This is a genomic window from Aeromonas sp. HMWF017 (genome assembly GCF_003061465.1).
Classification (GTDB): Bacteria; Pseudomonadota; Gammaproteobacteria; order Enterobacterales; family Aeromonadaceae; genus Aeromonas; species Aeromonas veronii.
In genome coordinates this window covers 63,604-74,761 of the sequence record NZ_QAJD01000142.1, presented here as the reverse complement: position 1 = coordinate 74,761, position 11,158 = coordinate 63,604, and the positions used below count along the sequence as shown (strand labels likewise).

Below are 11,158 nucleotides of genomic sequence, written 5' to 3'. Positions count from 1 at the left end.
AACCAAGAATGTTCACTTCTCACAGAAATTTGCCTTGGCCATTAATAAAATTGGGATTGATAACCCCGATACAGATTATATTGTTCCAGAATATCTTGAAGATGAGTCAAGCGTTAAATCTAGCTGGCCTGATAATCCCACAATCTGTTTTAATCCTTACGGTAGTGGCAGCTCACGATCATTTAATGATGAAAAAATTATCGAGATCCTGAAGGTTATGTTGAGCAAGCCTGGATATAATGTATGTTTGCTCTATCCACCGATAAAGAAAATTGAAACAGAACACAATATCAGGAGAATGCCTGATATCTTAAGGGAAAGAGTTATCACACATGACTCATCCCATTCTTTAGGTGTTCTATTCGCTCAAATAAGAAATAGTATCGGTATCGTGTCTGTAGATACCGCGACAGTACACATTGCCGCAGGGCTTAAAAAGCCTATATTTGGAATATATAATGACAATTTTGGTAAAGGTGAAAACCGGGAGTGGTTACCAAATTTTGAGAAAGCCATGGTAATGTATGTTGATGTCAAAAAAGAACAAAGTGTAAACTACATTAATATGGATGAGTTTGAGAATCAATTTAATGATTGGTATGTTCAGTACATAACACAATAATTTAAATTTCTGCACCATAGCCTGGTGCAGAATAAAAATTAAAGCATCGCCTTGATATATTTATTTACCCATATATCTAGTCTGTATTGATTTTTTATCTCGTCAGATATGTGATGATAAGGGATCGCTAAAAAGTCAGGTGATACTTTTAGATCTTCATCTGTTATGCAAAATATATTGTTGGGATGAAAGAACGGATATGTCTCTGCGGTATTGTTATTTGATATTATTTTTTGTTCATAGGCAAGAGACTCAAAAAATCTAAAAGACAAGCCTTTTTGTGACTGGTATCCTATATCAAGAATACAGTGATAAGCCGATGAGATTGCCAATAGTTCATCACCAGTAATTGGCTTGGTAATTATTTCGACTCTCTCGTCTCTTATTTTTTTGATCTTTCGTTGGTGATCAACATAAATCATGATTTTAATTTTTAAGTCTGGGTTGGCATCCAGAAATGCAGTTATAAAGGCGTAGCGTTCACGATCAAAACTAAAAATACCAAACACATCACCATCATAGTTTCTGTTTGGTTGGAGTGGGGTTAAATTATTTTTATAGTAATTAGTTACTGGTGTAAAACCATACTTTTTAACATCTTGCGGATCAAAGCTCAAAACTTTATCAAAAAGTGAAATGTTTTTGATATTATTTGGCATTCTGAGAGTACTGTCCCACAGGTGGCAAATCATCCTGTTGGTGCATTTTTTGATCTGTGTCAGATGTTCTGCCGTGTAAATATCAGGATTAGTGAGGATAGTGATATCAAAGTGGCGGTTTTTTGTAAAACCATTCAAAAACTGGGTTGTCGACAGCCAGCTTCTTTCTTGTTTTAAATTCCTTTTAAACAGAGCCTTTGAAATTAAGTTTGATATTCTCTCTACTGGATGCAGGTAATCATATCTAGATATTTCCCCATTCTCAATAAATGTAACCGCGTGTCCTTGCTGTCGCATCTCTTCAACTATCGGGGTAATGAGCCCTGCGTTATCAATACCTATTAATAGGATATTCATTGGATTAGCTCTCAAAATGACATTTCAATGTTATTTCATTAAATTTAATAAACTAAAGTGACATAAATGATTTTATGGTCTCTGTACTAGAGAATGGGCTGTAAAAATGATCTGGTATATGCATTTTATCAATATCCATACGAGATATTTTTTGCGCTATTTTGGGAATGTCAAAAAGGGCGCAAAGGTTATCTTGCAGTGGCCCAGTAAGAATTTCTGCCGGTCCAGATGGACAATCCACACTGATAACCGGCGTATGGCAGATAAGCGCTTCAATAAGCACTGTTGGTAGCCCTTCTGCATCTGATGTCAGGATAAGTGCCTGCGCAGCTTTGATAAAGGGATATGGATTCTTCTGAAAATCGATGATCTTCACCTTGCTGGCAAGGTTCATCTCCTCGATCATGGCTTCAATGTGAGGACGCAGCTCCCCTTTGCCCATCAGGACGAGTGGCGTATCAACGCCACTTAGCTGATATGCTTGCAAGAGACGATCGTGGCGTTTTCGTTCTTCGAAGGTGCCAACATGGATAAAATACTTGTCGAATGGCTTGCTGAAAGGCTCATTGGCCAACGCCTGAATTTTCTCGATATCAAACGGATTGTAGATAACCTGACACGATTTGGGAGTAGCTTTTACATTTTGCAAAATGTCGTCTGCGATACCACGGGATACGCAGATCAGTTTTTTTCCATTATAGAAGCGCTTGAATTTTTCATATCCCTTGGCATTGTCTTTGGAAAAACCGGTGACATTACCGTGGATCCAGTAATAAATATTCAGTGTTTCAGGCAGGTGTCTGGTAATTTTGTCACATGAACATGAGATGATGACGTCAGGTGAAATATCTTTGATTCTTTTCAGGATTAGTGACGCTTGTATTTTTTCAACCGCAATATTGGATATGGCTTTTGTCAGTTTTGTGACAATGCCAAGATCAATCGGATGAATATTATCGGGCAACGTATGATCTATTTTTTCCCGCAAGGTAAACAAGGTTACATCGGCACCGGCATCTTTTAGCAATGATGCAGTATTGAGCAGAACTTTTTCCGCACCACCACCATACAAGTCTTCAACAATGAATAAAAACTTTTTAACTGGAGGGGTCATAACTGCTCCGCAGGTCTCATAACTGACTGGTAAATCTACTAAAAATGTGAATCGTAAACGAGCAAAATCAGGTGGCAACTGTTAAAGTCGTTAGCAATTTTTTCAATAGGTGTGGATCAATGATTGGTCTTAGTGGGCGCTACCATAACGCATTATTCGCGGCCTGTATATTTGTCGGGCTGCTGCTCTCCTGGTTGTTTTCCGATCACCAACTCCTCACCGGCGATCAGACCCAGATGCTTTACAAGGGCTACTTAGGTGCCTATGAGGGGGTCTGGCTCAGCTATGGCAATGCGGCGAGTGCGGTGGGCAATGTGCCGGGCAGCTTGTCGGCCTGGCTGATCGGTGGGCCGCTGCTGCTGTGGGATTCACCCTATGCGCCCATGGTGCTGCTGCTGGCGATGCGGCTGGTCGGGTTCCTGCTGTTTGATGCGGTGATCCGCCAGGTGTTTGATGACAGGGTGCGTTTGCTGTTTCTGGTGCTCTGCTGGCTCAACCCCTGGTTCCAGTACGAGAGCCTGCTCTACAACCCCTCCTATCTGTTCCTCTTCTCGGCCATGCACTGCTGGTCGGCCTGGCATATGCGCGAGCGGGCCTCCTTCTGGCACATGATCGTGCACCTGCTGGCCATCGGCATGGCGATGCAGCTGCACTACTCTTGGCCGTTGCTGGCAGTGATGTCCACCTACCTCTTCTGGCGCCGCATTCTCAAGGTGAGCTGGAGCGGGGTGGTGGTGGCTACCCTGTTGATCGGTGCCTCCCTGATCCCTTACGCCATGGAAGTGATGAGCAACAGCCATATCACCCAGAACGTGGATCCCGAGGCACGCCAGCGCTATATCGGCTGGGGGCTGGTGCATGTCTATCCGGTGCTGAAATCAGTGCTCTACTGGCTGCGCTACGGCTCCTGGCTGTTTGCCAGCAAGCTGGTCAACGACACCCAGTTCATCTGGCTGGCAGGCCACGAATACCTGCAGATGGCGGCGATCTGGCTGTGGCGGGTCGTGATTTACGGGGTAGGCTCGGCGACCGTATTGCTGGCGGCCAAGGCCAACTGGCAGCTGTGGCGCGAACTCAAACCGCGTCTGCTGCGCAGCGACCGTGCGTCAGTGGATGGCGAAAGCTGGCTCGGCCTCTACGCGCTGGCGGCAGTGCTGGCGGTGCTGGTGAGTGCGGCCCTGTCGCCCATCATCTTCAACTACTGGCACCTGATGCTGATCTTCCCCTACGCCCTGTTCCCGATCCTGCTGTTGCTGGTGCGCTGGAGCCGCCGTTATCCGCAGTGGCTTGGCAAGGGGCTGCTGGTGGCCACCCTGTTCTGCACCGCGGTCAACCTGATTGCGGCGAGCGACAGCACCAAGTTCTCCTATCAGGCGGACTACAAAACCCAGGTGCTGGAGTATCTGCAAGAGATGAAGCTGCAACCAAAGCAATGAGTCATCCACGGCCAGCTCCCCGGTCTTGGGGGGCTGGCTGTCACTATTCGAAACGGTCCATATGGGCGAAGTTTTTGGCTTCGGCAACCCAACCCTCACGCCCCTGCTTGTCCCGAATTTTTACCCACCACTGGTTTTGCGGTGACCGGCCGTATCTGATCTCTTTGCGCGTATAGTCATAATCGAGGATGTAGGTTTTGCCCTTGTACCAGAACAGGCTATTGCCTTCGCCCAGTCCGCCGAGGATATAAAGCGTTTCCCCTGCCTTCATATTCAACAGCGGCCCTTTTCCCTCCTCGTTGTAGCCCAGCTTGACCGATCTGAGTATTTCGACGATCCCCGGTAGTTCGGTAATGACAACCCCGGTCAGTCCTTCCACCTGTTGGCCGCGGGGTAGCCGGAACAGCGCTTTGGCCGTCAGGGATGGTTCGGCTCTGACAATCACCTTTTGCTTGGTGGTCCACGCCTGATAGGTACAACCCTCAAACGGGCAGCGACCCCAGTCGTAATAGGGCAGGCGCGGCTTTTCATCAGAACTTACGGTCGCAGCAAACAACGACAACAACAGCAAAAACAGTCTCATGAATCTACCTGTCCGGCGGGGCGCTCATCCGCCGGTTTGATGAATGGGGCCGCACTATATCTCAAGAGACCAAAATCCATCAAAGCAGCGGAATTATTGATTTTCACCGCAATAAAACGGGGGCCCATTGGTCATGGGCGTAGGGGGTGCGAGAGGTCGAAGCGCGGCAGGAGCGGATAGCCCGCCCCTTTGCCTTGTGCCATGCTGATGGCTATCAGGGCATCGGGTCGGCACTTATGGGCATCTCTCGTTCGGGCACGCGTTTGGTATTACTGCTATCGGCACTTCTTCTCCCTCTTATGACCATCAGCCAGGCGGTGGCGATCAACGCGCCACTGCGGGGATGCGTCTTTCAGCTGGCGCCGCTGGTCACCATTGATCAGCAGGGCGAGGTCTCCGGGCCGGTGATCGACTACTTTCGCCGTCATATCGAACCCGCGATCGGGCGTACCATCGAGTGGCAGGGGCTCAATGTGGCGCGGCTGCTCAGCAACCTCGAGAGCGGCGAGTGCGATCTGACCCCGCTGCTGAGTTACAGTCCCGAGCGTGCTCGTCACTTTCGCTATATCGACCCCCACCTGTTGCTGCTGCGGCCAGTGCTGGTGGTACTGGTGCCATCGCGACTTCACTCGGTCGAACGGCAAGAAGATCTCTTCGGCACCACCATCGGCTGGTCGAGTCAGGCGATCGTGCCGCCGCTGTTGCAGCATCCGCAGATCCATATCGACACCCTCTCCCAGCTCAGCTGGGAGCATGGCAACATGCAGAAGTTGCTACGCGGGCGGATTGATGCCGCGCTCTTCTCCAACGATATTTCCGCCAACCATTTTCGCGCCAAGCTCCCTGCGGCGACCCGCCTCATCTACCTGCCGGTCACCCCGCTGCAGGTGCATATCGTGCTGAACAAGTCGTTGGGGGATGGCAATCCCGAACTGGTGCAACATATGCGTCAGATGGTGGAGCGTGTGCCGCTCGCCTCGCTGGTGGAGCCCACCCCGCGGCTGTGGGGGCGTTGAGAGGGGGTTGCGTGCAATAATCTACAAGCCCAAGGCCCGCTTCTGGTGTATCTATAAGCCATGAATACCACCGATTCCCTCATCCGCTACTGGCAATCCCCGCACCTGCCGGGGGTCGAGCTGTCGCACTCCCACCACAGGGCGTTCAGCTACGGCCGCCATGTCCATCTCGACTACCATATCGGGCTGGTGCAGCGGGGTGGCCAGAAGTTTATCCACAAGGGGAACAGCCACCATCTGGTGCGCGGGGTGCTCTCTACCGTTAACCCGGATGAGGTACACGACGGCCTCAGCCTGCTGCCGGAAGGGTACGAGGTGCGGGTCTTCGCCATCGATCCGCAGCAGCTGGCGCTCTGGCTGCCGGAGCAGCCGGAACCCTTCTTCGACAAGGGATTGCAGAGCCGCCCCGACCTCTATCAGGGCTTTGCCCAGCTACACGGCTATCTCGACAACCCCAAGGCCGATGGCCTGCTGATCGAGAGCCAGCTGCTTGCCCTGCTGGGGGAGCTGCTGCATCTGGCCCCCGAGGTACACCAGTTGGCGGATCCCCAATTGCGATTCCTGCGCGACTACCTGATGGCCGCCCTCGACGAGCCCCACTCGCTGGAAGAGCTGGCGGGGCTGCTCGGGCTCGATCGTTTCGCCTTCCTGCGCCAGTTCAAGAAGCGCAGCGGCATGACTCCCTACGCCTGGCTGAAACGGCTGCGGCTGGAGCAGGGCAAGTGGCTGCTGGCGAGCGGCATGGCGGTGAGCGAGGTGGCGCTGGCGGTCGGCTTCTTCGATCAGAGTCACTTCCACCACGGCTTTCGCCAGGCATTCGGTCTGACACCCGCCGAATTTCGTGCCCAGATGCAATCTTTTACAAGCCGCGCCCCCCGCTGATCCGCCATGATGGCTCTCCGCCGTTAAAGCGAGAGTTGTTATGCTGACCAGTCTGTTCGTTACCCTCGGCCTGATGCACCTGATTGCACTGGCCAGCCCCGGCCCCGATTTCGCCCTGATCCTGCGCACCAGCCTGCACCGGCCGACCGCTCTTGGCGCGGCGCTGGGCATCTCGCTGGCGATCATGGTGCACGCCACCCTGAGTCTGACCGGGATCAGCATGCTGATTGCCAGCCATCCGCTGCTGTTTATGGTGATCAAGTGCTGCGGTGCCCTCTATCTGGGCTGGTTGGGGTGGGGTGCCCTGATGGCGGCTCGCCAGCAGAGCAGTACCGTGATGGCCAGCGCCGCCAACGAGCTGCGCGGCTGGGGCAGGGGCGTGCGCACTGGCCTTGCCACCAACCTGCTTAACCCCAAGGCGCTGGTGTTCTTTATCGGTCTGCTGGCCGCCATGGTGACGCCAGAGGTGGACGGAATGACCCGCAGCCTGCTGGTGGGCGAGCTCTTCATCATCTCCCTCTGCTGGTTCGGGCTGCTGGCGTGGAGCCTCTCCACCGATCGTGCCCAGCGCTTGCTGCTGCGGGTGCAGCGGCCGCTCAATCTGGTGACCGGCGTGCTGTTTGCGGTGGTCAGCCTCTCCATTCTGGCGAGCATGGGGGCCGAGCTGGTGGCCTGACGAGTCGGCGCATGGGCCTATACTCCAACAAGGTTTACCTGTCAGGAGTGCCCGGCCATGCGTCTACTGCCTCTTTGCTGGTTGTTGGGGATGACCCCGGCGCTGGCGGCCCCGGTTCAGCTCAAATTGCTGGAGTGGGGCTATCTGCCAGCGGGTTATGAACAACAGTTTGCCGACTACGCCAAAGCCCATGGGGTGGAGGCGACGGTCAGCCGGATCGAGCCGCTGCTGACCGATTTCGACAGCGTCTACCGCGCCCTGCGCACCCGCAGCGCCGATGTGGTGCTGCCGACCAGCTACTTCTACAAGGCCCATCACCAGCCGCTGTTCAAGCTGCTGCTCCCCATCGATTTCAGTCGCCTGCAGCACTACCCCGAGGTGAAGCCCGCCCTCAAGAACACCGAGTATGACAAGCAGGGGGAGCGCAACTACTCGGTGCCCTTCTCTTACGCCATGTTCAGCCTCGCCTACGACAGCAAGCAGGTGTCGCAAGCGCCCACCAGTTGGCAGGTGCTCGCCAACAGCTCGCCGCCGGGCCAGTTTGCCGAGTTCTGCGACCAGTTCGAGCCGCTGCTCTTTTCGGTGCTGCTCTCGCTGGGCAAGTCGCCCGCCCTGTTTGCCAGCGGCGAGATGCTGGCCGACAAGACCTTGCAGCAAGAGGTGGAGCAGCAGCTCTCGCAGCGGCTGCAAGCCAGTCGCGGCTTCTGGTTCAATCAGGCCAACCGCTGTGAGGATCTGCGCCAGCAGACCTTTGCCACCACCTGGGGGCTGGAGCTGGTGGAGTGCAACAAGCAGAACGAGCAGCAGTGGCGGATCGCCATGGTGCAGGAGGGGGCCATCTATGCCCTCGATGCGATCTCCATCGCCCGCCATGTCGGGGATGATCCTGCACGGCTCAAGGCCGCCTACCTGCTGGTGGATTTTCTGCTGAGCGCGCCGCTGCAACGCCAGATGCTGGTGGGCACGCCCACAATTTCGGCCAGCAATATTGCCTCCCGGCCACCCCTCAGCCCGCAGGAGCAGGCGGTGCTGCCGGATCGCCCGCTGCCGGAGTTTGACGAGCGGCTGCTGGTGCCCGCGCTGCCCGCCCATATCAAGAATCGCTACAAACGGATGGTGCAGCAGGCGATCGTCGCCAGCGGCAAAGAGGGGCTGGTCAAGCAGTGCCCCTGGGATCTCGATAACTGATGAATGAGCCTGCTGTTTCTCCGGCGGCAGGCAAGTTTGCGCAAGATGGCTGATGATCGGTCATCGTGCGTTCCAGGGCATTCCCCCGTTCAACTCACGCCGCTCGCGGGCCCCCATCATTTGAAAAAACTGAGCGCTTTCCGTAGCACCATTTAGCCGGATTAAACAACCGAGCCCTTGCCAGATTGCCGTTCATACCCTGGCTGACCCTGTACAAAAGTGCCTCAATTGTGACAACTTGGATGTGAGCTGAACAATCCTGATCTGTCCCTTGTGGGAAGGTGATGAATAGGTTATTTCTCTGTGACATTGGCGGCATCCGGCACGGGTTCTCCAGCCATGTGGTGCGAAATCCACAGCAAAAACAAACAGTAAAATGCAGGAGCAAATATGAAAAAGGTCGTGATGGTTGCCGTGGCTGCGGCCCTTCTGGGTGGCTGCGCCGTCAAGAATCAGGTATCCCACAGCTTGCAGGCAATCCCGCTGACAGCCTTCCAGCAGAGCGAGAGCAACCCCAATCAGCGTGTCTACAAGGAGCCGGGCGTTGACCTGCGCCAATACAATGAGGTGCTGCTCGATCCGCTGCAGTTTATCCGGCAGGAGAACGGTCAGTGGTATCTGCTGACCGCCAACGAACAGAACCAGATTGGCCGCTACTACCACGACAAGTTCCAGAGCGAGCTGATCAAGCAGGGCGTCAAGATCGCCACTGCCCCCGGCCCGAAAGTGATGCGGATCCAGGCTGCCGTCACCAACTTCGACCTGACCCGCCCCGACCCCAAGCTGCGTGACCTGCTGCCGGCCAAGATCGCCATCAACGTCACCCGCGAAGTGATCGGCAAGGAGCCCTACCTGCTCAAGGTGGGCAGCATGGCCCAGCTGCTCGACTCCCAGAGTGGCAAGCTGCTGGTGCGGGTGATGGATGCCCGCGAGAGCACGGATACCACCCACAAGGATGAGCCCATCACCGCTGAGGAGATGGAGAAGATGATCGACCAGTGGGCGGCCAGCCGCGCCAAACAGCTGGCGGACAATCTTGGCAAGTAAGCTCGGCAAGTAAGCACCGACATCATCGAGAGGGGGAGCTAGCGGCTCCCTCTTTTTTTGGCCCGCTGGCGGGCCGCCGCTACGGCTCGCAGCCCTTGCCAGCAGGGCGATCAGCCCGTTGCCGAGTCCGCCGCCACACCATCCGCTGTGCAACGGGCCGACCGATTTCTGCTTTTCTCCCCCGCATTTTGGCAGTTAGGATGACCCTTCCCGAGTCAGCCTCATAGCATAAGGAACCACTATGAACCGCCACCCCTGCATCAAACACTGGAACGAGTTGCAAGAGCAGACGCCGCGCTACTACTCCGGCAGTCAGGAGCCCCTTTCCCGCGGTTGTGCCCTCGGCAAACACTTCGGCTTTAGCCGCATCGGCATTCACCACGAGATTGTCGAACCCGGCCATCGCACCAGCTGGCCCCATGCCGAGAAGACTGAAGACGAGTTTGTCCACGTGCTGGAAGGGACGCCCGATGTCTGGCTCGATGGTGTGCTCTATCGGCTGCAACCGGGGGACTCGGTGGGCTTCAAGGCCGGTGACGGGCTGGCCCACGCCTTTATCAACAACACCGAAGAGACTGTCCGCCTGCTCTGCATTGGCGATACCGATCGGGAGGACAACCGCATCCACTATGCCGTGCACCCCGAGCGTAATATCACCCTCGGCAAGCTGCACTGGGATGACGTACCCGAGCGCGAGCTGGGGGATCACGACGGCCTGCCCGACAAGCTGCGCGAGCGCAACGGCCCCTTCTAGGACGCAGCCCTTCTGCGCACCAGATCTGCACCACCCGATATAAAAAAGCCTGCCGCGTGGCAGGCTTTTGCTATCTGTTTGCCGCCAGTGGCGTGCAGCGCTTATTGCAGGTTGAGCCCGCCCAGATAGTCGCGCTTGCCAAGATCGACCCCGGCGCGGCGCAGCAGGGCGTAGGCCATGGTGAGGTGGAAGTAGAAGTTGGGAATGCCGTACTCATGGACGCAGGTATGGCCATCCATCCCCTTGCCGCCCGCCCAGTGGGGCACGTAACGACCGCTGGCGTACTGGCTGTAGTCCGCGTCCAGCTTGCCTTGCAGATAGGTGATGGTCTTGCCGATATGGGCGCGCAGATCGGCGATGGTGTTGGGCTCATCGCCCATGGCCGGCAGCTCGCTGTGGCTGGCGGTGGCGACCACGGTGCGGGCCGAATCGCAGCAGATCAGCACCTGCTTGCTGAAGGGCAGCATATCGACGATCAGCCGCTCGCCGAAGAAGTTCTCCACGTTGAACTGCTTCGCCGCGGCGTGGGCTTCGGCCTTGGCCAGACAGTGGTCGAGGTTGGTCAGCATCTTGATGAACTGGGCGGTAATGTCGCGATTCATGAGCACTCTCCATCTTGTTGAAACAGCGGCCCGCGTGTGCGGTCACGGTGAATGAGACTGGCTAATCGGCCACCAATATACCCCAACCGCTGCCGGGTTCGAGCCCGCCGCGACGAAAGGGCAGGGCAGCGCTACTTCGCGCGACAGCAGCTGGCCAAGCAGCCCTGCTCGCTTTTTGAACCTGTGAGTCCCTTATCGCCCCTTTTTTGATCTGTGACATAA

At 55.1% G+C, this 11,158-nt stretch carries 12 protein-coding genes; 8 read left to right on the top strand and 4 right to left on the bottom strand.

Annotation, left to right across the window (positions count from 1 at the left end; genetic code table 11):
- Nucleotides 1–622: glycosyltransferase family 9 protein (locus tag DBR30_RS14665; RefSeq protein ID WP_146181385.1), on the top strand; the 622-nt coding region annotated here is incomplete at its 5' end.
- A gap of 38 nt (nucleotides 623–660) precedes the next feature.
- Here DBR30_RS14665 and DBR30_RS14660 read toward each other — a convergent pair.
- Both DBR30_RS14660 and DBR30_RS14655 read right to left on the bottom strand, forming a co-directional pair.
- Nucleotides 661–1,638 (bottom strand): hypothetical protein, encoded by a 978-nt coding sequence (locus tag DBR30_RS14660; protein ID WP_108541601.1) that lies wholly within the window; start codon nucleotides 1,636–1,638, stop codon nucleotides 661–663.
- Nucleotides 1,639–1,690: 52 nt separating this feature from the next.
- A complete protein-coding gene (locus DBR30_RS14655; RefSeq protein ID WP_108541600.1) occupies nucleotides 1,691–2,752 on the bottom strand; it encodes a glycosyltransferase in 1,062 nt (353 codons plus the stop codon).
- A gap of 236 nt (nucleotides 2,753–2,988) precedes the next feature.
- On the opposite strand from DBR30_RS14655, the gene DBR30_RS14650 reads away from it, so the two are divergent.
- Nucleotides 2,989–4,188, top strand: coding sequence for a 3-deoxy-D-manno-octulosonic acid transferase (locus tag DBR30_RS14650; protein ID WP_108541605.1), 1,200 nt, complete (start codon nucleotides 2,989–2,991; stop codon nucleotides 4,186–4,188).
- Nucleotides 4,189–4,231: 43 nt separating this feature from the next.
- Here the strand turns inward: DBR30_RS14650 and DBR30_RS14645 are convergent, their stop codons facing one another.
- Nucleotides 4,232–4,771, bottom strand: a complete 540-nt coding sequence (locus DBR30_RS14645) for a hypothetical protein (protein WP_108541599.1) — start codon at nucleotides 4,769–4,771, stop codon at nucleotides 4,232–4,234.
- Between the two features lie 299 nt (nucleotides 4,772–5,070).
- Here DBR30_RS14645 and DBR30_RS14640 point away from each other — a divergent pair, with 299 nt between their 5' ends.
- The 6 genes from DBR30_RS14640 to DBR30_RS14615 all read left to right on the top strand — a co-directional run bounded on the left by DBR30_RS14640 (nucleotide 5,071) and on the right by DBR30_RS14615 (nucleotide 10,334).
- Nucleotides 5,071–5,787, top strand: coding sequence for a substrate-binding periplasmic protein (locus DBR30_RS14640; protein WP_108541598.1), 717 nt, complete (start codon nucleotides 5,071–5,073; stop codon nucleotides 5,785–5,787).
- Nucleotides 5,788–5,847: 60 nt separating this feature from the next.
- Entirely contained in the window at nucleotides 5,848–6,669 is an 822-nt protein-coding gene (locus DBR30_RS14635; protein WP_108588403.1) for a helix-turn-helix transcriptional regulator, read from the top strand.
- Between the two features lie 40 nt (nucleotides 6,670–6,709).
- Nucleotides 6,710–7,345 (top strand): LysE family translocator, encoded by a 636-nt coding sequence (locus tag DBR30_RS14630; RefSeq protein ID WP_058059345.1) that lies wholly within the window; start codon nucleotides 6,710–6,712, stop codon nucleotides 7,343–7,345.
- A 57-nt stretch (nucleotides 7,346–7,402) separates the two neighbouring features.
- A complete protein-coding gene (locus DBR30_RS14625) occupies nucleotides 7,403–8,533 on the top strand; it encodes an ABC transporter substrate-binding protein (protein ID WP_108541597.1) in 1,131 nt (376 codons plus the stop codon).
- Between the two features lie 390 nt (nucleotides 8,534–8,923).
- Nucleotides 8,924–9,580: a DUF3313 domain-containing protein gene (locus DBR30_RS14620; protein WP_108541596.1), complete on the top strand. Its 657-nt coding sequence runs from the start codon at nucleotides 8,924–8,926 to the stop codon at nucleotides 9,578–9,580.
- Between the two features lie 241 nt (nucleotides 9,581–9,821).
- A complete protein-coding gene (locus DBR30_RS14615; RefSeq protein ID WP_108541595.1) occupies nucleotides 9,822–10,334 on the top strand; it encodes a cupin domain-containing protein in 513 nt (170 codons plus the stop codon).
- A 101-nt stretch (nucleotides 10,335–10,435) separates the two neighbouring features.
- Here the strand turns inward: DBR30_RS14615 and DBR30_RS14610 are convergent, their stop codons facing one another.
- Nucleotides 10,436–10,936: a DUF1993 domain-containing protein gene (locus DBR30_RS14610; protein ID WP_108541594.1), complete on the bottom strand. Its 501-nt coding sequence runs from the start codon at nucleotides 10,934–10,936 to the stop codon at nucleotides 10,436–10,438.
- Between the last annotated feature and the right edge of the window lie 222 nt (nucleotides 10,937–11,158).

Bases quoted from the DNA above. Each gene is read 5' to 3' on its own strand.
- DBR30_RS14660 (WP_108541601.1), bottom strand. From the start codon at position 1,638: ATGAATATCCTATTAATAGGTATTGATAACGCAGGGCTCATTACCCCG.
- DBR30_RS14655 (WP_108541600.1), bottom strand. From the start codon at position 2,752: ATGACCCCTCCAGTTAAAAAGTTTTTATTCATTGTTGAAGACTTGTAT.
- DBR30_RS14650 (WP_108541605.1), top strand. From the start codon at position 2,989: ATGCTTTACAAGGGCTACTTAGGTGCCTATGAGGGGGTCTGGCTCAGC.
- DBR30_RS14645 (WP_108541599.1), bottom strand. From the start codon at position 4,771: ATGAGACTGTTTTTGCTGTTGTTGTCGTTGTTTGCTGCGACCGTAAGT.
- DBR30_RS14640 (WP_108541598.1), top strand. From the start codon at position 5,071: ATGACCATCAGCCAGGCGGTGGCGATCAACGCGCCACTGCGGGGATGC.
- DBR30_RS14635 (WP_108588403.1), top strand. From the start codon at position 5,848: ATGAATACCACCGATTCCCTCATCCGCTACTGGCAATCCCCGCACCTG.
- DBR30_RS14630 (WP_058059345.1), top strand. From the start codon at position 6,710: ATGCTGACCAGTCTGTTCGTTACCCTCGGCCTGATGCACCTGATTGCA.
- DBR30_RS14625 (WP_108541597.1), top strand. From the start codon at position 7,403: ATGCGTCTACTGCCTCTTTGCTGGTTGTTGGGGATGACCCCGGCGCTG.
- DBR30_RS14620 (WP_108541596.1), top strand. From the start codon at position 8,924: ATGAAAAAGGTCGTGATGGTTGCCGTGGCTGCGGCCCTTCTGGGTGGC.
- DBR30_RS14615 (WP_108541595.1), top strand. From the start codon at position 9,822: ATGAACCGCCACCCCTGCATCAAACACTGGAACGAGTTGCAAGAGCAG.
- DBR30_RS14610 (WP_108541594.1), bottom strand. From the start codon at position 10,936: ATGAATCGCGACATTACCGCCCAGTTCATCAAGATGCTGACCAACCTC.